We start from the raw sequence: 20,495 nt of genomic DNA on the forward strand, positions 1-20,495 counted from the left end.
TGCCGACCGGGATTGAAGCGAACATGACCAAGAACACCACCACCAGCCTGGATGCGGCAACGCCTATCGTTATTGTCGGGCATGTCGATCATGGCAAATCCACCCTGATCGGGCGCCTGCTGCATGACACGGATAACCTGCAGGACGGCAAGGTCGCGCAGATTATTGAATCGTCCAAAAAGCGTGGCCTCAAGATTGAGTGGAGCTTTCTGCTCGACTCCCTTCAGATCGAGCGTGATCAGGGCGTAACCGTTGATTCCACACGTATCCCCTTTAACCTGAAGGGCCGTGAATACGTTATTGTGGATGCGCCGGGACATCGCCAGTTTCTGCGCAACATGATCACAGGTGCTGCCGATGCCGAAGCCGCCGTGCTGGTGGTGGATGCCTCGGAAGGTGCGCGTGAGCAGACACGCCGCCACGCCATGCTGCTGCATCTGATCGGTATCCGCCATATCATCGTGCTGCTCAACAAGGTTGATCTGCTCGACTTTGATCAGGCCAAGATTGAAGCCGTGCAAGCCGATGTAACGGATCTGCTGACCCGGCTGGATCTCAAAGCCGCCCTGTTCGTGCCGGCTTCCGCGCGTGATGGCGATAATATAGCCGCCCGCTCCGAGAACATGCCCTGGTATACAGGCCCGACGCTGACCGAAGCGCTGGTGGCTGTACCCACGCCTGCTTCCCGCGCTGAGCTGGCTCTGCGCCTGCCGGTGCAGGATGTGTACCGTTTTGGCGACAAGCGCTACGTTGCGGGCCGTATCGAACGCGGCCGCGTGCGTGTTGGCGATACGGTGGTGATCGGCACACAGAAAACCCCTGCCCGCATTGCTTCTATCGAAGGCTGGCACACGGCTCCGCAGGTTTCGGCCTATGCAGGGCAGTCGGTCGCGGTAACGCTTGAGCCGGATGTTATCCCTGACCGTGGTGACCTGCTGCACCATCGCGAAACGGCACCGGTTGAAGCATCGCGCGTGCGTACGCGCCTGTTCTGGCTGCGTCAGGAGCCCCTGCGCGTTGGCGAGAGCTTCCGCCTGCGTCTGGCGACGGCAGAACATGCCGTGACCGTGACGGCCATTGAATCTGTGGTGAACCTCGAAGACCTTACGGAAAATCCCGGCGAGGAAGTGCCGCCCGAAGGCTTCGCACAGATCATCCTCTCTGCTTCGGAAAACATCCAGTTCGACCCCTTCACCCCCGGTACAACCGATGGACGTGGCGTGCTGGTGGATCGGCAGCAGCGTATCGTTGGCGGCGCGCCGCTGATGGGCCCTGCCGAGATTGCACCGGGCGAAAAGGTCATTCACCCCAGCGCGAGCCATGTGAGCGTGCAGGATCGTGAGCGGATCAAGGGCCATCAGGGCGCAGTGTTCTGGCTGACCGGGCTTTCCGGCGCGGGCAAGACAACGCTGGCGCGTGCGGCTGAAAACCGCCTGTTTGCCGCCGGTGTGGACGTAACCGTTCTGGACGGTGATACGCTGCGTGCCGGGCTGTGCAGTGATCTGGGCTTTAGCGAAGCGGATCGCACGGAAAATGTGCGCCGTGCCGCCGAGGTTGCCCGTATCCTGCGCGATGCCGGGCAGGTCGTGCTTGTAACGCTGATTTCGCCGCTGAAATCTGACAGGGAGCTGGCTGCACGGATTATCGGTGAAAACTTTGCCGAAATCTTTGTCGATGCCGGGCTTGATGTATGCGAGCAGCGTGACCCCAAGGGGCTTTATGCCGCCGCCCGTGCAGGCAAGATCAGCAGCTTTACCGGCATTGATGCTCCCTACGAGGCACCGCACTCGCCTGCATTGCGGGTAGAAACCGGTGCGCAGGCTGTCGATGCGGCGGCGGGCGAACTGGTGACCTTTGTGGAAGCCACGGTCCGTACGGGTGCGGGGCAGCGCAAGCGGGGCTGAAGCATTCCGGTTCTGGCACTAACGGGCGCGCCCGGTTCTTACGGATCGGGCGCGTTGCGTTCTTGTTGTCAAACCTGATGGCTGGCTATCATCTATCAAGGGAAAGCCGGAACGAGCGCGCCGTAACATGAAACAGTTTTTTCTTGCATTGCTACGCTCGAACCGGGCGTTGCCGGGGTATCGGCTGTCCCTGATCACAACCCTGCTCTGGGCGGGGTTGCTGATTCTTCTGCCGCTTTCCACGCTGCTGGTGCGGCCATGGCAGGATGGCGTAAGTGCCATGCTCACAGCCTTGCGCGATGGACGCATGTTTGCCGCTCTCTGGACCAGCTTTTCCTGCGCGGCCACGGCTGCGGCCTGCAACCTGCCTTTCGGGCTCATGTTGGCCTGGGCGCTGGTGCGTGGACATTTGCCGGGACGGCATGTGGCCAATGCCCTGATCGACCTGCCGCTGGCTCTGCCCACGGCGGTTTCCGGCATTACGCTGGCGACTTTGTACAGCCCGAATGGCTGGCTGGGCGAGCCTCTATCACGGCTTGGGATTTTCGTTTCATACAACCGGCTGGGTATTGTGGTGGCCCTCATGTTCGTGGGGCTGCCGTTTATGGTGCGTGCTATTGAGCCCGTACTGCGCGACCTGCCCCATGAGCTTGAAGAAGCTGCCAAGCTGCTTGGGGCCAAGCCATGGCAGGTCTTTACGCGGGTGATTGTCGCTCCGCTTCTGCCCGCTCTTGTTACGGGGTTCGGTCTGGCCTTCGCGCGGGGGATCGGGGAATATGGCTCGGTCATTTTCATCGCAGGTAATCAGCCTTTCAAGAGCGAGATTGCACCTCTGCTGATTGTCGTGCGGTTGCAGGAGTTTGATTACGCTGGAGCGACCGCCATTGCTCTTATCCTGCTTGTGGCGTCGCTTCTGGTGCTGCTGCTGGTGGGGATGATGCGCAAGCGGCTTGCCTTGTGGAGTGAGCCCGCATGATGCGTTACGTGCTGTGGGTAGCAACTTGGCTGTTCATTTTACTCGTGCTGGTAGCACCCCCAGCCATGGTGCTGAGCGAGGCCCTCAAGGACGGATTGTGGGCGTCACTCGCCACCCTGTCAGACCCGGACGGCCTATCTGCCATATGGCTCACTTTGCGCGTTACGGTGGTGTCTGTCGCCATTAATACGGTGTTTGGTGTTCTGGCGGCATGGTTGCTGGCCTGCTTTCGTTTTCGTGGGCGACAGGCGTTGCTGGTGCTGCTGGAACTGCCGCTGAGCATTTCACCTGTGGTGTCAGGTTTGGTGTGGTTGCTGCTGTTTGGTGCACAGGGCTGGTTCGGCCCCATGCTGGAGCGGTGGAATATCCACATAGCCTTTGCGGTGCCGGGCATTATTTTGGCCACGCTGTTCGTTACCCTGCCCTATGTGGTGCGTACGCTGCTGCCCGTTATGGAGTTGCAGGGGCGTGATGCGGAAGAGGCCGCTGTGCTGGCCGGAGCCAATTTCTGGCAGGTTTTGTGGCATGTCACTCTGCCCGGCGTGCGTGGCGCGCTCTTATCCGGTGTGCTGCTGACAACGGCGCGCTCGCTGGGCGAGTTTGGTGCGGTGTCGGTGGTATCTGGCCATATTCCGGGCGAGACTGAAACCATGCCGCTGCATATCGAGAATTTGTACAATGGCTATCAGTCGGTGGCAGCTTTCACCATGGCAGCCCTGCTGGGGGTCATGGCCATGGGAGCCGTGCTGCTGCGCTCAGCCCCGGAATGGATCGCGCGCCTGCGGGAGAGAAAGGCATGAGTATTGAAGTCAGCGCTGTTGAGCGTTTTGCTCCCGGTCGGCGCAAGGCGCTACTGAGGAAGGTTTCGCTCGACGTGCCGGATTCCGCTTTTGTGGCCCTTGTTGGCCCTTCGGGCGCAGGCAAGACAACACTGCTCAGGGCCATTGCTGGACTTGATCCTTACCAGAGTGGCACGGTCAGTCTGGATGGTCAGGTCATGGAGGATGTGAGCGCACGCGCGGGCCAGATAGGCTTTGTTTTTCAGAACTATGCCCTGTTCCCGCACATGACGGCTGCGCGCAATATCGCGTTTGGTCTGGACGTGCTGCCCGCCGCCCGCCGCCCTGCCCGCGCCCGGATTGATGAGCGGGTAAAGGAACTGCTCGACCTGATGCAGATCCCTGAACTGGGAAGTGCCTACCCTGCCCGTCTGTCCGGCGGACAGCGGCAACGTGTGGCGCTGGCCCGCGCACTGGCTACCGGCCCGCGTGTGCTGCTGCTGGACGAGCCTTTTGGCGCGCTTGATCCGATTGTGCGGCGTTCGATCCGTTCGTGGCTGCGAGACCTGCATGACCGGCTGGGGCTGACGACCATCCTTGTCACCCATGATCAGGAAGAGGCGCTGGATGTGGCCGACAGGATCGTGGTCATGCAGGATGGGCAGATCGTGCAGGATGCTTCTCCCGTGGAGTTGGACCGTAGCCCGGCAACCGAGTTTGTTATGGAGTTTCTGGGCGAGGCCGTTTCCTTCCCCGGCGATGTTCAGGCCGGGCGCATGGTGCCGCATAACCCGCTCGTTCAGCCCTTTCCCGTGCCGACTTCCGTGGTCGATGGCCCTGCTGTCGCCATGATACGGCCGTATGAAATCCAGCTTGTTCCTGCACAGCCGGGGCAGGATGCCCCATGGAAGGCGCTGCCACGTGGGGCGCGCAATGGCTACCGGCATTATGTGCTCAATAATGCAGAGCACAGCATTCCGTTCTTTCTGCCGCAGGATGGTGTGGAGCATGCCCTTGAGGGCACTGCGCTGGATATCAGCCGGGCGCGGTTGTTCCGTAATGGTCTCGCCTGCCTGTAAGGCGTGCGACATGATACGTTTTTTGTTCGTGATATATTGATAATATCATCTGTTTTTTGTATTTTCTATGGCAGGAACGGGCCAGAAAGGGACGGAAGTGGATCGCAGAAACAATCGCCGCGATGAAGACGGGCTGAGCGTTGTCACGGCAAACCGGCTGCTGGACGGACGGATTGTCTGGCTTGACCCGCAGGGCGCGTGGCAGTTGACCATTAAAAACGCTGCAACCTTTACCAATGAGAGCATGCCCGAGCGGCTGGCAAACCAGAACGCCCGTGCCGCGGCAGATGAGGTTGTGGGGGTTTATGGTGTGCAGGTCGAACTGTCTTCATCCGGCCCCGAGCCGCTGACAACCCGCGAACGCATTCGTGCGTTTGGCCCCAGTGTGCATGCCGCCTTCACCCCGGCCTGGCAGCCCCCCGCGCAGGCGGAACAGGCCTGAAAACCGTTAGCAGGACAAGAAACCATGCCCCAGCTCCTTCAGTCCACGCTTCCGGTCGGGCGTTATGCCTATGACGAGGTTGACCGCGCTTTTCTGGCACAGCGCGTCGAGCAGTTCCGTGATCAGGTGGCCCGCCGCCTGTCCGGTGCGCTGAGCGAGGACGAGTTCAAGCCCCTGCGGCTGATGAACGGTCTGTACCTTCAGCTTCATGCCTACATGCTGCGCGTAGCTATTCCGTATGGCACCCTTAGTGCCGGGCAGATGCGTACCCTCGCCCATATTGCACGGCGTTATGACCGGGGTTACGGGCATTTCACCACGCGCCAGAATATCCAGTTCAACTGGATCAAGCTGGAAGATACGCCCGAAATTCTGGACGTGCTGGCCGATGCCCAGATGCACGCCATCCAGACCAGCGGTAACTGCATCCGCAACGTGACATCCGACCAGTTCGCCGGTGCCGCGCGTGACGAGGTGCTTGACCCGCGTGTGCATGCGGAAATTCTGCGGCAGTGGTCTACCCTGCATCCTGAATTCACCTTCCTGCCGCGCAAGTTCAAAATTGCCATTTCCGGCAGTGCACAGGACCGTGTGGCAGCCCGCTTCCACGATATCGGGCTGATTGCCCGTGTCGGGGCTAATGGCCGTGCCGTGTTCGAGGTGATTGTGGGCGGCGGACTTGGGCGTACACCCATTGTCGGCGTCAGCCTACGCGACGATCTGCCTGAAGAAGACCTGATTGCCTATCTTGAGGCCGTGTTGCGTGTCTATAATGAGTATGGCCGCCGCGATAATATGTACAAGGCGCGTATCAAAATTCTTGTGCAGGCCCTTGGTCGTGAAGCATTTCTTGAAAAGGTAAATGCCGAATTCGCCGCCATGGATCGCAGCCGTTACCGTCTGCCGGCCGAGGTTGTTGATGCCATTCGCGCACGTTTTGGCGCACCGGCTTTCGAAACGCTGGCCGATGGTTCTGAGGCTCTGGCCGCCCAGTGCCGTGCGGACCGCGAGTTCGCCGCATGGGTTGGCACCAACACCCACCCGCACAAGCAGCCCGGCTATTGCAGCCTGACGGTATCATGCAAGCCTGCGGGTGGTATTCCGGGTGATGCAACGGCCGAGCAGATGGACCTGCTGGCTGATCTGGCGGATCAGTACAGTTTTGGCGAACTGCGCATTACCCACATGCAGAATGTCGTGCTGGGCCATGTTCGGCAGGATCGCCTGTTCGAGATCTGGCAAGTGTTGCAGGCCAACGGGCTGGGCACGGCCAATGTAGGACTGCTGACCGATATCATTGCCTGCCCCGGTCTGGATTACTGCTCTCTGGCCAATGCGCGTTCTATCCCTATCGCGCAGAAACTGAGCGCGCGTTTTGCTGACAACACGCTGCAGCAGGAAATCGGCCAGCTCAGGCTGAATATTTCGGGCTGCATCAATGCGTGTGGGCACCACCATGCCGGCAATATCGGTATTCTGGGGGTAGACAAGCGTGGCGAGGAAGCTTTCCAGATCACGCTTGGCGGCAGCACGGGGGATGATGCATCCGTCGGCCAGATTCTGGGCTCTGCCATGTCCGAAGACGAGACAGTGGACGCTATTGCCCGTATAATCGACACCTATCTCGTCCGGCGTAATCCGGGTGAGCGTTTTATCGAGACCTGCCGCCGTCTTGGCGCGGCGCCATTCAAGGACGCAGCCTATGCCACTGTTTGAGAACGGCCAGATTACGCAAAACGGCTGGCAGACTGCACAGGAAGGCGTAGCCCTGCCGGAAGGCGATGTGCTGGTGCCGCTCTCCCGTCTGGCTGAAGGGCTGGGGCGTAATGGTGCGGGCCGTCTTGGCGTGGTGCTGGAACCGGCGGACCGGGTTGAAAGCCTGCGCGAAGCCCTGCCCCGTCTGGACCTTGTGTGTGTGACGTTTGCCTCCTTCCGCGATGGCAGGGCTTTCAGTCAGGCCCGCGCCCTGCGTGAGCATCTGGGTTACACAGGCACAGTACGGGCAGCAGGGCATATTCTGCCCGACCAGTATGAGTTCCTGCTGCGTTGTGGGGTTTCGCAGGTCGAGATTCCGCAGGAGAGCGACCCAGTTTTCTGGCAGGAGGCGCATACCCGCTTTACCGTGGCGTACCAGCCTTCCGTGCTGGACGAAAAACCTGAAGGCACCGGCCTCAGGAGATGGCTGCTTTCCTGAGGGCATAAGGCGGGTCCGTATCATGACAGGCCCCGTTCGTTCGGCCCTGCGTGCCGGTCTGGTGGCAGGGCTGCGTGCGTATCTGGGCTTTGCCCTGCGAACCACGCGTTGGACAATCGCTCTCTCACCCCAGTCACAGGACTGGTTGACCGGGCGTGAAGGCCGCGTAGCGGTTGTGGCCTTCTGGCACGAAATGCTGCCGCTTTCGCCTGCCTTGTGGTGGTGGGCGGAGCCACACAACCCGGCTCTCCGGCTCAGGGTTCTGATAAGCCGCAATCAGGATGGCCGGTTGATTGCCGATGTCGTGGCGCCATGGCGCATCTGGTCCATTGCCGGATCAAGCGATACACGAGGCAAGAACAAGGGCGGAGCCAATGCCCTGCGGCAGATGCGCCGCAGCCTACGGCATGGCTGTCTTGTTGCCATAACCCCCGATGGCCCCAGAGGGCCAAGGCGTAAGGTTCAACAGGGGGTGCTGGCTCTGGCGCGTCTGGCCGGAGCGCCTGTGGTGCCAGTTGGCGCTGTCTGCCATGGCCTGAAGCTGAAAACATGGGACCGAATGGTGCTCCCGCTGCCGTTTGGCCGGGGTGTGCTCTCCTGCGGTGATCCGCTGTTTCTTGATAGCCTGCCGGATGGGGCCGACCCGGCTCTTGTGCTGGAACAGGCTCTGAATGATGCGATGGGCAGTGCGGAGCGGCTCAGAGCCACCCCCATGGATACAGAGAACCCGCCCAAGGCCCTTGCGCCGCTTGCACTGACACCTTCGCGCATATGGGCCGTTGCTGGTCGGGTTCTTACCCCGCTTCTGCCTTTGTTTCTGCGCTGGCGGCTGGCGCGGGGTAAGGAACTGCCCGAGCGTGTGCGTGAGAAAATGGGCCATGCGTCCCGCTCCCCCCCGGATGGGGCGCTGGTGTGGTTTCATGCGGCCAGTGTGGGTGAGGTTATCTCCTTGCTGCCTCTTGTGCAGAAATGTCTGGCTCTGCGTGCGGATATGCATGTGCTGCTGACAACCGGCACCGTTACGGCTGCCCATACGGTTGCCCAGAGACTGGCCGATGCGCGTGTGATCCATCAGTTCATGCCGCTTGATGTGCCGCGCTGGGGGGGACGTTTTTTGCGCCACTGGCAGCCGCAGGCCGTAGTGTTTACGGAAAGCGAACTCTGGCCCACCATGATTGGCCTGTGCCATGCACGCAATATTGCCGTGGCGCTGGTCAATGGCCGCATGTCGGACAGGAGCTTTAAACGCTGGCAGCGCATGCCGGGGGTAGCACGAGCCATGCTGGAGCGTTTTGCGTGGATATGCCCCAGAAGCCCGGAGGATGCCGGGCGTCTGTCTGCTCTTGGAGCGTCCTCTGTTCTGCCTTCGGGCGATCTCAAACGCGCGGCGCGCCCCCTGCCGGTAGATCAGGCAGAGCTTCAGCGTTTGCGCGCCAGCTTGGGCGCGCGGCTAGTTTGGCTGGCGGCTTCCACGCATGCGGGGGAAGAGCAGGCGATTATCGATGTGGCCCGCATCCTGTCGCGGGATATACCAGATTTACTGACCATTATCGTGCCCCGCCACCCCGAACGTGGTGCCGATATTGCAGCCATGGCCGGTGGAGCCCCCCGGCGACAGCTAGGGCAGCTTCCGCAGCCGCAGGATCAGATATGGGTGGCGGATACATTGGGCGAACTGGGGTTGTTTTTCCGGCTGGCGTCATGCGTTTTCATGGGCAATAGCCTGCCGGGTTGTAAAGGGGGCGGCCACAACCCTTATGAACCGGCCCGGTTGGGCTGCGCGATTGCCACCGGTCCGCTTACGGGTAATTTTACCGAAGCCTATCAGCATTTTGGCGATGCCGTGGCCAATGTGCCGGATACACAGGCTCTGGCAGGCTGGGTACGCCGTGTTGTGGGTAATCAAGCCCTGCGTGAACAAATGGGCCATGCCGCGCAGGAGATCGCCATGGCGGATCAGTCTCTGGTTGATCAGTTGGCGGACCGGGTTGTGGCGTTGGCATGGTCATGCTGAAACCACCTGGCTTTTGGCGCAATCCTGCGGCACGTCTGCTGCCTGCTCTGCTCTCGCCTGTTGAGGCACTGGTGATCCGTGCTGCCCGCAAAAGGCAGGAAAAAGCGGGCTGGAGCGCCCCTGTGCCCGTATTGTGCTGTGGCAATGTCAGCGTGGGGGGAACGGGCAAAACCCCAGTGGTTATGGAACTGGCGCAAAGGCTGATCCGGCGGGGGAAAAAACCGCATATCCTTGCGCGCGGATATGGCGGGCGGGTGCCTGATGGTACGCGGGTTGATCCGATGCGGCACGGAGCGGCCGATGTGGGGGATGAACCGCTGCTGCTGGCCAGTATATGCCCGGTCTGGGTAGGAGGAGATCGTGTGCGGGGCGCAGAACGCGCCATTGAGGCAGGGGCGGACTGCCTGCTGATGGATGACGGATTTCAGAATCCGGGATTGCGCAAGACAGCGTCCCTACTGGTTATCGATGGTGGAGCCGGCGTTGGCAACGGGCATGTATTACCGGCCGGGCCGTTACGTGAACCTCTGACGGATGCGTTGGCGCGCAGTACGGCCATCTTGCTGACCGGTGCGGACAGGACAGGCTTGCTCCCCAGGTTACAAGCCTGTGGAAAGCCGGTTTTTCAGGCGTTTTTCAAGCAGTCAGTTGAAGTTGCGGCGGTGATGGGTAAGCCCTGTATCGCGTTTGCGGGGCTCGGCCGGCCGGACAAGTTTTTCGATACCCTACGTGACGCGGGGGTAAACCTTGTCGGGACGCGCATATTTGCCGACCACCATCCCTATACCGTGCGCGATCTTGCAAGGCTGGAGACAGAAGCCCGGAGGCATGGTGCCGTGCTGGTTACCACGCCCAAGGACCATGTGCGTTTGCCGTCGGAATTTCAGGCCCGGGTTATCAGTGTGGGGGTGGATTTAATCTGGCGGGATGAGGCTGATCCTGAATGGATTTTGGATCGGTTTCTTGAAGGAGAGCCGTATGGCAACGTGGCTTCATAAAACGGGGCAATGGCTTGAGGCCTGTGTTGCCCAAGCACTGCTGGCGTTTCTAGGAGAGATGAAGCCTGAAACCGCCTCAACCTTCGCAGGCAATCTGGCGCGGGCTATTGGCCCTTTGCTGCCGGTCTCCCATGTAGCCGAGCGGAATCTGGAACTGGCCATGCCGGAACTGCCCCTGCGCGAAAGGCGTGCCATCGTGCGGGGAGTATGGGAAAATCTGGGGCGCACGGTAGGGGAATTGCCCCATATTGCCAGCCTGCAGGAGAATACCCCATCCGGTCCGGGCTTTGAGGTTCAGGGGGCTGAATATCTGCATGAGCAGGCTCGCCATGGTGGCCCGGTGTTGTTCGTATCCGGGCATATTGGCAACTGGGAAATGCTGCCTCCAGCGGTGGCGCGGCATGGCGTGCCGTTTGCCTCGTTTTACCGTGCGGCAGGAAACCCGCGGGTAGATGCGCTTATTCGCACCCTGCGTGACAGTGCCATGGGTGGCAAGACTGTGCCACTGTTTGCCAAAGGCGCAAAAGGCGCGCGTGAAGCGCTGGCTTATGTGGCGCGTGGTGGGCGGCTTGGCATGCTGGTGGACCAGAAAATGAACGATGGTCTGGAGGTGACATTTTTCGGCCAACCCGCCATGACAGCCCCTGCCCTTGCTGCCATGGCCCTGCGGTACCGCTGTCCGGTTATTCCGGGTTATGTGGTGCGTCTGGGCCCTGCCCGCTTGCGCGTGGTGGTGGAAGCGCCCCTGACCCTGCCAGATACAGGGAATAAACAGGAAGATACCCGCCTGCTGACACAGGCGATCAATGACCGGTTAGAAAGCTGGATACGCCAAAAACCGCAAAGCTGGTTGTGGCTGCACAGGCGGTGGCCAAAATCCTGCTATCGAGCCTGACAGACATTCCGGCCGCAGGGCTTTTATAATACTGGTTTCCCGCTATCGTGCCCCGGCCCGAACCAAGAAGCAGGAGATTTTGTATCATGACCGCCCCCAGCCCCGCTTTGGCCTGCCGACTGGAAGCCGCCCGATCCGTTGTGCGGGATGCCGCGCGTATGGCCATGGCCATGAGGCCGCAACCGGGTGGCCCGCAGGGCGAGCTGAAAGCCGCACAGGACTGGCTGACCGAGACTGATGGCGCGGTAGAAGCCTTTATTGCCGGGCGCATGAAGGCGCTTTTTCCCGATGACGGGTTCGAGGGTGAAGAAGGTGGCGTAACCCGCACAGGCAGCCTGCGCTGGGTTGTGGACCCGATTGACGGCACCTCCAATTATGCGCGTGGCCGTAGCCGGTGGTGCGTTTCGCTTGGGTTGCTTGATGGCGATGAGCCTGTTGCGGGCGTTATTGAAGCCCCTGCGTTGCAGGAGGTTTATACCTCGTTACGTGGCCATGGTGCTTTCCTGAATGGCAAGCCCATTCAGGCCTCTCGCGTGGCGGAGCCCTCGCGTGCCATGATTGAAATGGGCTGGAGCGGGCGCGTGCCTAAGCCGGTTTTCATGGAAAAGATTGATGCGATCATGGAACTGGGAGCCATGCCTCGTTCAGGTGGCTGCGGCGCGCTGGCACTGGCCGATGTGGCAAGCGGGCGGCTGGACGGCTATATCGAGATTGTCATCAATCTGTGGGATGTAGCCGGAGCCCTGCCCCTGCTGGCGGAAGCCGGAGCACGGGTTTCTCCCTTTCTGCGTGATGGCGGGCTGACAGGCGGGGCCGTAATCATGGCGGCTAACCCCCATATTGCCCAAACCCTGTCTGATGCCGTGGGTATTCCTCTGGAATAGAAGGAAAAATACGGCAAGGCCTTTCTGCCGCCATAAAACCATGCTCTCTTCTGATGCAACAAAGATGCCGGTTACCATGGAGGAAAACGGCCATGAAACAGTTTACCCGTTTGTCCGTCGTGTTTGCGCTTGCGGGTGCGACAACACTGGTTGCCGGGACGCAGGAACAGGCTCGGGCATCGGATACACCACAGGCCACGGTTGATCGTGCAGCCCTGAGTGTTGAGGATATTTTCGGGAACAGCAGCCAGCGCTCCGTCCTTAGCACCAATCTGAGCAAGGCGCGGGCGGTTATGGTTTGCCCTGCCATGTTCCGGGTTTCCATCGGGTTCGGGGGCGCGCACGGAAGCTGTGTTCTGCTGGCGCGCGATGCCCGTGGCTCGTGGTCAGACCCGGCATTTTACACGCTCAGCACGGCCTCGGTGGGGATCCAGTTCGGGGTCCAGAGTTCGCAGATCCTGTTTTTTATCATGACAGACAGGGGCTTGCAGGCATTGCTGGATAGCCAGTTGCAGCTTGGGTCCAATGCGGGGGCCTCTTTTGCCAATATGAGCACGGCCGTGGCCAGTGCCAATGCGGGGGCCAGCAACACGGATATTCTTGTTGCCCAGCGCTCGCAGGGTGTGTTCGCGGGGGCTTCGCTCGGTGGTAGCAAGCTGACGGTTAACAGCGATGTAAACCGTGAATATTACAGCCAGACGGTCGGGCCTGAAGAGATTGTTGTGACCATGCGGGTCAATAATCCGGGGGCTGATCCGTTGCGCCGGATACTGATGCGTTATTCCACGGCATCCACCGCAACCACGCCAACATCAAGCGCCAGCCGGAGTACCGCTGCCGCGAACGATAGCTTTGATGATGCGGTTGAGCCCAGTTCTGCCGGTGGCGGTATCCGTCAGGAAAGTCTTAGCCCGACCAGTTCGAGCCACCGTTAATCCGGTCATATCGGTAAAAAAGCACTGGCTATGAGTCAGTGCTTTTTTCTGAACTCGCTAACATTCTGATTATGTTCAGACAGGGTGGCAGCAAAACTGTGCCCCCCTGAGCCATTTGCGACAAAATACAGGGCATCGGTTCGTGCCGGATGGGCTGCTGCTTCTAAGGCCTGTGTTCCCGGTGCGCAGATGGGGCCAGCCGGCAGGCCGGGGACCAGATACGTATTATAGGGGCTGGGTGTCTGAAGGTCTGATCGTGTCAGTGGGCGGCCAAGCGGCGGATTGCCGTGAGTTATGGCGTAGATAACCGTTGGATCAGTCTGGAGCTTCATGCCTTTGGCAAGCCTGTTGAGGAATACCCCGGCAATCAGGGGGCGTTCATCAGGAACAGCCGTTTCTTTTTCAATCAATGAAGCCAGAACAAGAAGCTCTTCAGGCGTGTGCAGTATCTGAGTGTCGGGCGAGCGTGCCTGCCAGATTTCTTGCAGGGTTGTATGAAGGCGTAGCTGCATCTGTGCCACAAGTGCCTGTCGGGTGCTGTCTCGCAGATAGCTGTATGTCTGTGGCAGAATGGCCCCCTCACCAAAGGCAGGCACATTACCTGTCAGGAAGGGGGCATTGCTGATAAGGGCGCTGATCTGGCTGGCCGTCAGCCCTTCGGGGATAGTCAGCCTGTGCAGGACAGGCTTGGCATGCCGCAAAATCCACAGGGTTTCTCGAAGGGAAACACCAGCAGGGAAATGGAACTCTGCCGCATGAAGTTGTCCGTTATGGCGTGTCAGCACAACTGCGACATGGAAGAGCGTTCCGTGCCACCAGTCATCAGCCAGAATGCCGGCATTCTGTAAAACGGCTGCGGTTGAAGCGTAACCGCCATGGGGGATGACAACATCCTGCCCGACAGCCAGCGGGCCGGAGCGTGTATAGTCATGCCAGCCAAACCCGGCGGTACCTCCTGCGCACAGGAGTACACCCGCACCAAACAGAATCGCCCCGCGCAGAAGGAAATTCTTCCTCTCACGCGGGGCGGATGCTTTTGGTTTTTTCGTGCGCTTAGACGCCACGCACGATCAGGCTGGCATTGGTGCCGCCAAAACCGAAGCTGTTGGACAGCGCAACATTGATCTGACGCTGCTGCGCGGTATGCGCTACTCTGTCAATCACGCTCTCGCGTGAAGGATTGTCGAGGTTCAGCGTCGGCGGTGCCACGTTGTCGCGGATAGCCAGAATGGAGAAAATGGCTTCAACCGCACCGGCAGCACCCAGAAGATGGCCTGTTGCCGATTTGGTAGAAGACATGGCCAGCGTACGGGCATCATCCCCAAACAGGCGTTCGACTGCTTCCAGTTCCATGTCATCGGCCATGGTGGAGGTGCCATGAGCATTGACATACTGGATATCAGACGTGTTCAGCCCTGCGCTCTGGAGTGCGGCACGCATGGCGCGGTAAGCACCATAATGCCCTTCAGCCGGAGCGGTGATGTGATAGGCGTCGCCAGACATGCCGTAGCCGATGATTTCGCCATAAATCTTGGCGCCACGGGTTTTGGCGTGTTCGTATTCTTCCAGAACAACCACACCCGAGCCTTCGCCCATGACAAAGCCATCGCGGTCCTTGTCCCATGGCCGTGAGGCGGTCTGGGGTGTTTCGTTAAACCCGGTGGAAAGAGCGCGCGCCGAACAGAAACCGGCAATACCCAGAGGGCAGACGGTCGCTTCCGCACCGCCCGCGACCATGACATCGGCATCGCCGAACATGATCAGGCGTGCGGCATCGCCAATGGCGTGCACACCTGTGGCGCAGGCCGTGACAACCGAATGGTTGGGGCCCTGAAAACCGTATTTGATCGAAACATGGCCAGAAACCAGATTGATCAGGGCAGAAGGAATAAAGAACGGCGAAAGACGCCGTGCCCGTCCTTCATGCACGGTAATCGACGCATCATAGATGGTCTGCAGACCGCCAATGCCCGAACCGATCATGACGCCGGTACGGCACTTGTCTTCCTCGGACTGAGGTTTCCATCCGGAATCCTCTACAGCCTCGGTCGCAGCGACCAGCCCCATATGAATGAAGCGATCCATCTTACGCTGGTCTTTGACAGGCACCCATTCCTCAAGGGTCAGTTTACCCTCGCTGGTTGGGCCCTGTGGCACTTCGCCTGCAATCTGCGCTGGCAGATCACTGGGGTCGAACTGCGTGATCCGTCCGATCCCGCTTTCTCCCGCCGTAAGGCGCGACCATACATTTTCGACACCGAGGCCGAGCGGCCCGACGATGCCCATGCCGGTGACGACAACGCGTCTCCGCTCCGAATTCAATCCGGCCGACAGCAACAAACCAGCCCGCTCCCTGTTCGACACGTCCATGGCCCCCTGACAATCAGGGGGCCACATTCCAACTTACCCGCAGATTAAGGCCCGAATCAGGCTACTTTCTGCTTTTCGATATAATCGATGGCGTCTTTGACAGTGGTGATCTTTTCAGCCGCATCTTCGGGGATTTCGACATTGAAGGCTTCTTCAAACGCCATCACCAGCTCGACGGTATCGAGGCTGTCCGCACCCAGATCATCGATGAACGATGCTTCAGGAGTGACCTTGCTTTCCTCGACGCCGAGATGCTCGACCACGATTTTCTTAACCTTATCAGCGATTTCGCTCATCTGTCTTTCTATCCCATATGCCTGACCGCAGAGCGGCAAGGTTGTTCAGGTGCTTGGTTAGCCCTCAATCTTCCGTGCATGGCGGAAAGGGCCAATGATCTCGGCCAACTTTCTGCCTTAGCAGCGGGAGTTGCGGGCGCTTAGCACGTTTTTCCATGTTACGCCAAGGCAAACCGGATGGATTGCTTTCTCTCCTGCCTGACGTAGCGCTATTTGCGCTGTCTGTCTGCCACATCTGAAAGATTTTTGCACGCCCTCTCGCATCTGGGGCGCACATCGGCTTTCGGCTGTGTCAGATCATGGCCATGCCGCCGTTTACATGCAAGGTGCAGCCGGTGATCCACGCAGCTTCATCCGAAGCCAGATAGAGCACGGCCGAGGCGACATCCGAAGGCTGGCCAAGGCGGCCGAGCGGAATGGAAGCCTGCAGTTTTTCACGCTGTGCATCCGGCAGGGCGTCCGTCATGGGGGTGACGATAAAGCCCGGAGCTACCACGTTGACCGTGACGCCGCGGGAGCCGACTTCCTGTGCCAGAGACTTGCTCATGCCAACCATGCCGGCTTTTGCGGCTGCGTAGTTGGCCTGTCCCGCATTGCCAGTCGCACCAATGATGGAGGCAATGTTGACAATGCGGCCCGCGCGGCGGCGCAGCATGCCCTTGAGTGCGGCGCGGCACAGGCGGAAAGGAGCTGCCAGGTCAACGTCCAGCACCTGATTCCAGTCATCGTCCTTCATGCGCAGCGCCAGCGTGTCGCGCGTCAGGCCCGCGTTGTTGACCAGAATATCCAGCGGCGCACCGGCGATTTCTTCGGCTTTGGCAACGAGCGCATCGGCGGCGGCCGCGTCGCTCAGGTTGGCGGCAGCGGCAAAGGCCCTGCCCTCACCCAGCGCATCAGCCTGCTGCTGGATTACGGATTCCCGTGTGCCGGAAAGAACCACGCGCGCGCCCTGAGCATGCAGGATGCTCGCAATCGCGCTGCCGATCCCGCCCGATGCGCCCGTGACCAGCGCTGTTTTGCCATCCAGTCTGAACATGTTTTTTTATCCGTTTTATTACAATGATTTAAGAAAGGCTTCGATGTCATCCGGCGTGCCGACGGATGCTGTCGTGACATCGGGTGCAATCCGGCGAATCAGGCCCGAAAGAACCTTGCCTGCGCCGATTTCAACAAAACTGTCCACGCCCATTTCTACCATGGCGCGCACGCTTTCTTCCCACCGCACGCGGCCGGTCACCTGCTGGACAAGATTCTTACGAATCGTGTCGGCATCGGTTTCGCGCAGGGCGGTGACATTGGCGATAACCGGTACAACCGGTGCGGCAATCGTGGCCTGCTCCAGCGCTTCGGCCATGATGGTTTCCGCCGGTTTCATTAGCGAGGAATGGAACGGAGCAGAAACAGGCAGCTTGACCGCGCGCTTGATTTTCATCTCTTTGGCAAGTGCTATGGCCGCATCAATGCCCGCCATTTTGCCGGATAGTACGATCTGCCCACCGCCATTGTCGTTGGCAATTTCCACCAGAGCGGTCTTGCTTGACTGCGCGCAGATTTCTTCCGCCTGTTCCAGTGTCGCCCCGATCAGGGCGGCCATGCCGCCTTCCCCGGCGGGCACGGCTTTCTGCATGGCCTGACCACGCAGGCGCAGCAGTTTGGCAGTCTGGGCAATGCCTAGCGAGCGGGCAGCGGCAAGAGCTGCGTATTCACCCAGAGAATGTCCGGCCAGCAGGGTGGCAGTTGATGTCAGATCCAGCCCCCCTTCGTTTTCCAGCACACGCAGCACAGCCATGGAAACAGCCATCAGCGCGGGCTGGGTGTTTTCCGTGCTGGTCAGGTTTTCTGCTGGCCCTTCAAAAATAATTTTCGACAGGTTTTCGCCCAGAGCATCATCCACCTCTTCAAAAACGGCGCGGGCGGATGGAAAGGCCTGGGCCAGATCCCGCCCCATGCCAACGGACTGGCTACCCTGTCCGGGGAATACAAATGCGTAAACGGCCATGCTGTCTCACTGTGTTCTTTGAGCGGATGAAGCGCCATGGGCGTGTCCGTCATGGAACGGCCAGTGGCTCCGGCGCTTTGAGGTGACGCACGATACGGCCTGTGCCCGTGTGGCACAATATGCGCGTATCGGACGTTACATTCAGGCGGGAGAGCGGAGCAGAACCCGGTTCAGACTTTCCAGCGTATCAAAGCTTTCACGCCAGACCTGCCGGAATTTTTCCTCGCCTACCCCACGGGTTTCGAGTGCCTGTGCCAGATCGCCCACCGTGCGCTCTCCATCGATCAGCGGCAGAATGCCGCGTATCTGAGGGGGGAGCGCAATAGGCACCAGCAGCGTGCCGAATGCGAAGGGCAGCGTGTTATCCGGCCGCATCTGCTTGGCCAGTTCCACACCGGGTATTTCGCGCATGATAGGAATACTGGCGTAATCCAGCGGGTCCGGGCGTGTGGGGGCTGCTCCCTTGCGCACGACATAGGCAACGTGGGTTGCCATATTGCCGGTCAGTTCCTCGGCAATGGCGGCCTGCTCCAGAGGCGGTAACTCCGCCAGCTTTGCGCGCAGTTTCGGGTCAGGCAGGAACAGGGCCGGGTTATACCGGGCGGGTTCCATCAGACAGGTGGGTTCCAGCCCGGCGCGGCTCAGCAGCGCCATGAAAGCCGTGATGGTATAGGAACGGTCACGCGGGTTGAGCAGCAGATCGTACAGACCGGCATCTCCCCCGGAGAGATGATCGCCAAAGTTGCCATTCTGACGCAGCCACGCGGTGGCGGGCAAAGTCCGCATGATGCGGCGGGCCATGTCCAGCCGGGCTTCGGGGGTGTCTGTTACGGGGGCGAGGCTGCCGAGGGCATCCTGCACCATATATACGCCCGTGCGGCCATAGGGGGCGTATACCATCAGTCCCATACCCCCACCCGGTGCCAGCATGGCCTCCAGAGCGGTTAATGTGCTGTCCGGGTCGGGTAGGTGGTGCAGAACGCCGCAGCAGTCGATGTAATCGAATAGGCCGAGTTCGAGTGCAGGCAACTCCAGCAGCGAGCCCTCGATAAAGCGTATGTTGGTAAGCTGGCGTACATCCGCGCGGGCCTGGGCAATGGCCAGCGCGGCCTTGGAACGGTCGAGGCAGACGACTTCACCGGGGCGCTGCGCGCGGGCCAGATGGGTCGCGAGCATGATGGCGCCATCGCCCGTGCCGCATCCTGCGACAAGGGCCCGAAGGGGGCGACTGGTCGGGCGTTGTGCGCCGAATACCCAGTAGTCGATTTCGCGCAGGTGGCTCGGGCTGCCGATCAGCAACCGCTTGCTTTCCTCTTTTGCCGAGCGTTCGGGATAGGGATAGGCTTCGTATTGAGCCGTGAGGCTGGAATCGAACAGGTCGTCAGGGGCAGTCATGGTGTTACCCTCCCTCAGCGCGGGAGCAGTCTGCCACGCTGCCACGCTTCGGCGGCCTCATCTGCGTTCATGCCTTCAACATGCATGGCGTAGTCCATGGCGCTGATGATTTTGGCGCTCAGCAGTAACTCATCCAGCTCATCCACCAGATCCTGTTCCAGCTCATCGCGCAGGCCCTGACGCAGCAGCAGCCGGGCGGTCTGCTCTTCACCCAGCGCTTTTTTAGGATCAGTCAGGATACGGAAGCCCCCCTGATGGAACAGGAAGCAGGGCTGGTACAGGGGCATGATGGCCAGATCGCCGCGGGTCAGAATGGTATTGAGGGCCGCAATGGCCTCGGCATCCGGGCTGGGGGCCAGCGTGAAGCCCGCCGCGGCCAGACCGTAGACGTCCAGCACCTTTTCCATATGGGCGACCAGAGACGCGGGCGTGATGATGGTGCGCGAGAGTTCCGGGCCAGCCTGTGCAAGATCAGCCAAAGAGGTATAGGCCGCGTTTTCTCCGGGAATACAGCAGCAGATTTCGGGGTGGAACAGTGTGCCCAGAGGGAGCACGCCCGGCGTCAGGAGCGCTCCGTCCTCATCAGGCAGCCATGCGGAGACATACAGATCGATTTCCTGATTTTTCAGCATTGTGGCCAGAATGGATTTAGGCCCGGTAACGATTTCAGGTTCGACGTCGTTTGCTTCCAGCACACGGATGATGGCCGCCGCGGTCGCCTCATGCACGGTGGATTCGGGATAGGCGAGCGTCAAGGTGGTCATCACAGGTTCCTTTGTATCTGTTTGAACCTGACCCTGTGTATGGAGCAGGCTGCGCTGCTGTTGCAGCAGGAGATGCGGCCTCAGGCAATCCCCGAATTGAAAATACCTGCATTCCCTGCGGATGAAGCAGCGCTGTTAAGAAAAGAAAAACGCCCTTCCCCCGGTCAGGGAAAGGGCGGATCAAAGGGCCGGTACGTCCGGGGGAGAGACGATCAGGCGGCCACGATACCTTTTTCACGCGGCAGAACTGGGCGGATCATGTTCAGCGCGTCAGCAAAGGACGAAAAGCTGCCCAGCGTGTTGTCTCTGATGGCATCCATGACAATCCAGCGATTGCCGCGGGAATAGACCTTGTAAGCGGGGTCGGCGGTTTCGCGCACCCAGATCACGACATAGGCGGATGAGGTGCCAGCCTGTTTTTCTTCGGTGGAGAAAATATCGGCGTTGCAGATGCCCATGGGCATGCTGGCATCAAGCCAGCGGGACAGATAATCCGTGTGCCGAGACAGGATTTCCATCTGGAACGGAATGATCTGACAGGTGCGTGCTGCTTCAGAGCTATACGGCATGG

At 60.1% G+C, this 20,495-nt stretch carries 20 protein-coding genes; 12 read left to right on the forward strand and 8 right to left on the reverse strand.

Annotated elements, in window-relative coordinates; all coding sequences use genetic code 11:
• Window positions 1-23: 23 nt before the first annotated feature.
• The 12 genes from cysC to ABF757_RS00540 all read left to right on the forward strand — a co-directional run bounded on the left by cysC (window position 24) and on the right by ABF757_RS00540 (window position 13,100).
• The gene (gene cysC / locus ABF757_RS00485; protein ID WP_415480459.1) at window positions 24-1,904 is read left to right on the forward strand and encodes an adenylyl-sulfate kinase; all 1,881 of its coding nucleotides are present in this window, start codon (window positions 24-26) and stop codon (window positions 1,902-1,904) included.
• A 127-nt stretch (window positions 1,905-2,031) separates the two neighbouring features.
• The gene (gene cysT / locus ABF757_RS00490) at window positions 2,032-2,880 is read left to right on the forward strand and encodes a sulfate ABC transporter permease subunit CysT (protein WP_415480460.1); all 849 of its coding nucleotides are present in this window, start codon (window positions 2,032-2,034) and stop codon (window positions 2,878-2,880) included.
• Complete coding sequence (locus ABF757_RS00495) at window positions 2,877-3,680, forward strand: sulfate ABC transporter permease (RefSeq protein ID WP_025859643.1); 804 nt, start codon at window positions 2,877-2,879, stop codon at window positions 3,678-3,680. The genes cysT and ABF757_RS00495 overlap by 4 nt, the downstream gene beginning before the upstream one ends.
• A complete protein-coding gene (locus tag ABF757_RS00500) occupies window positions 3,677-4,738 on the forward strand; it encodes a sulfate/molybdate ABC transporter ATP-binding protein (RefSeq protein ID WP_415480461.1) in 1,062 nt (353 codons plus the stop codon). The genes ABF757_RS00495 and ABF757_RS00500 overlap by 4 nt, the downstream gene beginning before the upstream one ends.
• 97 nt (window positions 4,739-4,835) lie before the next feature.
• Window positions 4,836-5,180 (forward strand): DUF2849 domain-containing protein, encoded by a 345-nt coding sequence (locus tag ABF757_RS00505; RefSeq protein ID WP_415480462.1) that lies wholly within the window; start codon window positions 4,836-4,838, stop codon window positions 5,178-5,180.
• Window positions 5,181-5,204: 24 nt separating this feature from the next.
• Window positions 5,205-6,896, forward strand: a complete 1,692-nt coding sequence (locus ABF757_RS00510; RefSeq protein WP_415480463.1) for a nitrite/sulfite reductase — start codon at window positions 5,205-5,207, stop codon at window positions 6,894-6,896.
• The gene (locus ABF757_RS00515) at window positions 6,883-7,374 is read left to right on the forward strand and encodes a DUF934 domain-containing protein (protein ID WP_415480464.1); all 492 of its coding nucleotides are present in this window, start codon (window positions 6,883-6,885) and stop codon (window positions 7,372-7,374) included. The genes ABF757_RS00510 and ABF757_RS00515 overlap by 14 nt, the downstream gene beginning before the upstream one ends.
• A 22-nt stretch (window positions 7,375-7,396) precedes the next feature.
• Entirely contained in the window at window positions 7,397-9,388 is a 1,992-nt protein-coding gene (locus ABF757_RS00520) for a glycosyltransferase N-terminal domain-containing protein (RefSeq protein ID WP_415480465.1), read from the forward strand.
• Window positions 9,385-10,386, forward strand: coding sequence for a tetraacyldisaccharide 4'-kinase (lpxK, locus tag ABF757_RS00525; RefSeq protein ID WP_415480521.1), 1,002 nt, complete (start codon window positions 9,385-9,387; stop codon window positions 10,384-10,386). Before ABF757_RS00520 ends, lpxK begins: the two co-directional genes overlap by 4 nt.
• Window positions 10,367-11,281 (forward strand): lysophospholipid acyltransferase family protein, encoded by a 915-nt coding sequence (locus ABF757_RS00530; RefSeq protein ID WP_415480466.1) that lies wholly within the window; start codon window positions 10,367-10,369, stop codon window positions 11,279-11,281. Before lpxK ends, ABF757_RS00530 begins: the two co-directional genes overlap by 20 nt.
• 86 nt (window positions 11,282-11,367) lie before the next feature.
• Window positions 11,368-12,165 (forward strand): inositol monophosphatase family protein, encoded by a 798-nt coding sequence (locus ABF757_RS00535; protein WP_025859644.1) that lies wholly within the window; start codon window positions 11,368-11,370, stop codon window positions 12,163-12,165.
• 92 nt (window positions 12,166-12,257) lie between these two features.
• Window positions 12,258-13,100 carry a lipid-binding SYLF domain-containing protein gene (locus tag ABF757_RS00540; RefSeq protein ID WP_415480467.1) on the forward strand — a complete coding sequence of 281 codons (843 nt, stop codon included), beginning with the start codon at window positions 12,258-12,260 and terminating at the stop codon, window positions 13,098-13,100.
• A gap of 35 nt (window positions 13,101-13,135) precedes the next feature.
• Here ABF757_RS00540 and mltG read toward each other — a convergent pair whose 3' ends face one another.
• The 8 genes from mltG to ABF757_RS00580 form a co-directional block, all read right to left on the reverse strand.
• Window positions 13,136-14,164 (reverse strand): endolytic transglycosylase MltG, encoded by a 1,029-nt coding sequence (gene mltG / locus ABF757_RS00545; protein ID WP_415480468.1) that lies wholly within the window; start codon window positions 14,162-14,164, stop codon window positions 13,136-13,138.
• The gene (fabF, locus tag ABF757_RS00550; protein ID WP_415480469.1) at window positions 14,154-15,464 is read right to left on the reverse strand and encodes a beta-ketoacyl-ACP synthase II; all 1,311 of its coding nucleotides are present in this window, start codon (window positions 15,462-15,464) and stop codon (window positions 14,154-14,156) included. Before fabF ends, mltG begins: the two co-directional genes overlap by 11 nt.
• Window positions 15,465-15,526: 62 nt before the next feature.
• Window positions 15,527-15,766, reverse strand: coding sequence for an acyl carrier protein (locus ABF757_RS00555; RefSeq protein WP_025859646.1), 240 nt, complete (start codon window positions 15,764-15,766; stop codon window positions 15,527-15,529).
• A 292-nt stretch (window positions 15,767-16,058) separates the two neighbouring features.
• The gene (fabG, locus tag ABF757_RS00560) at window positions 16,059-16,802 is read right to left on the reverse strand and encodes a 3-oxoacyl-[acyl-carrier-protein] reductase (protein ID WP_415480470.1); all 744 of its coding nucleotides are present in this window, start codon (window positions 16,800-16,802) and stop codon (window positions 16,059-16,061) included.
• 18 nt (window positions 16,803-16,820) lie between these two features.
• On the reverse strand, window positions 16,821-17,765 hold the full coding sequence (gene fabD / locus ABF757_RS00565; RefSeq protein ID WP_415480471.1) for an ACP S-malonyltransferase: 945 nt from the start codon (window positions 17,763-17,765) through the stop codon (window positions 16,821-16,823).
• Between the two features lie 141 nt (window positions 17,766-17,906).
• Entirely contained in the window at window positions 17,907-19,160 is a 1,254-nt protein-coding gene (locus tag ABF757_RS00570) for a class I SAM-dependent methyltransferase (protein WP_415480472.1), read from the reverse strand.
• Between the two features lie 14 nt (window positions 19,161-19,174).
• The gene (locus ABF757_RS00575; protein ID WP_415480473.1) at window positions 19,175-19,924 is read right to left on the reverse strand and encodes a glycine betaine ABC transporter substrate-binding protein; all 750 of its coding nucleotides are present in this window, start codon (window positions 19,922-19,924) and stop codon (window positions 19,175-19,177) included.
• Window positions 19,925-20,136: 212 nt separating this feature from the next.
• Window positions 20,137-20,493, reverse strand: a complete 357-nt coding sequence (locus tag ABF757_RS00580; protein ID WP_415480474.1) for a hypothetical protein — start codon at window positions 20,491-20,493, stop codon at window positions 20,137-20,139.
• Window positions 20,494-20,495 lie beyond the last annotated feature (2 nt).

The sequence above is a fragment of the Acetobacter papayae genome, from assembly GCF_047721125.1.
In the GTDB taxonomy this organism is placed as follows: domain Bacteria; phylum Pseudomonadota; class Alphaproteobacteria; order Acetobacterales; family Acetobacteraceae; genus Acetobacter; species Acetobacter papayae.

What these genes read in the sequence shown, in the direction of transcription:
- cysC (WP_415480459.1), top strand. Translation starts at nt 24, where the DNA reads ATGACCAAGAACACCACCACCAGCCTGGATGCGGCAACGCCTATCGTT.
- cysT (WP_415480460.1), top strand. Translation starts at nt 2,032, where the DNA reads ATGAAACAGTTTTTTCTTGCATTGCTACGCTCGAACCGGGCGTTGCCG.
- ABF757_RS00495 (WP_025859643.1), top strand. Translation starts at nt 2,877, where the DNA reads ATGATGCGTTACGTGCTGTGGGTAGCAACTTGGCTGTTCATTTTACTC.
- ABF757_RS00500 (WP_415480461.1), top strand. Translation starts at nt 3,677, where the DNA reads ATGAGTATTGAAGTCAGCGCTGTTGAGCGTTTTGCTCCCGGTCGGCGC.
- ABF757_RS00510 (WP_415480463.1), top strand. Translation starts at nt 5,205, where the DNA reads ATGCCCCAGCTCCTTCAGTCCACGCTTCCGGTCGGGCGTTATGCCTAT.
- ABF757_RS00515 (WP_415480464.1), top strand. Translation starts at nt 6,883, where the DNA reads ATGCCACTGTTTGAGAACGGCCAGATTACGCAAAACGGCTGGCAGACT.
- ABF757_RS00520 (WP_415480465.1), top strand. Translation starts at nt 7,397, where the DNA reads ATGACAGGCCCCGTTCGTTCGGCCCTGCGTGCCGGTCTGGTGGCAGGG.
- ABF757_RS00530 (WP_415480466.1), top strand. Translation starts at nt 10,367, where the DNA reads ATGGCAACGTGGCTTCATAAAACGGGGCAATGGCTTGAGGCCTGTGTT.
- ABF757_RS00535 (WP_025859644.1), top strand. Translation starts at nt 11,368, where the DNA reads ATGACCGCCCCCAGCCCCGCTTTGGCCTGCCGACTGGAAGCCGCCCGA.
- ABF757_RS00540 (WP_415480467.1), top strand. Translation starts at nt 12,258, where the DNA reads ATGAAACAGTTTACCCGTTTGTCCGTCGTGTTTGCGCTTGCGGGTGCG.
- ABF757_RS00555 (WP_025859646.1), bottom strand. Translation starts at nt 15,766, where the DNA reads ATGAGCGAAATCGCTGATAAGGTTAAGAAAATCGTGGTCGAGCATCTC.
- fabG (WP_415480470.1), bottom strand. Translation starts at nt 16,802, where the DNA reads ATGTTCAGACTGGATGGCAAAACAGCGCTGGTCACGGGCGCATCGGGC.
- fabD (WP_415480471.1), bottom strand. Translation starts at nt 17,765, where the DNA reads ATGGCCGTTTACGCATTTGTATTCCCCGGACAGGGTAGCCAGTCCGTT.
- ABF757_RS00570 (WP_415480472.1), bottom strand. Translation starts at nt 19,160, where the DNA reads ATGACTGCCCCTGACGACCTGTTCGATTCCAGCCTCACGGCTCAATAC.
- ABF757_RS00575 (WP_415480473.1), bottom strand. Translation starts at nt 19,924, where the DNA reads ATGACCACCTTGACGCTCGCCTATCCCGAATCCACCGTGCATGAGGCG.
- ABF757_RS00580 (WP_415480474.1), bottom strand. Translation starts at nt 20,493, where the DNA reads ATGCCGTATAGCTCTGAAGCAGCACGCACCTGTCAGATCATTCCGTTC.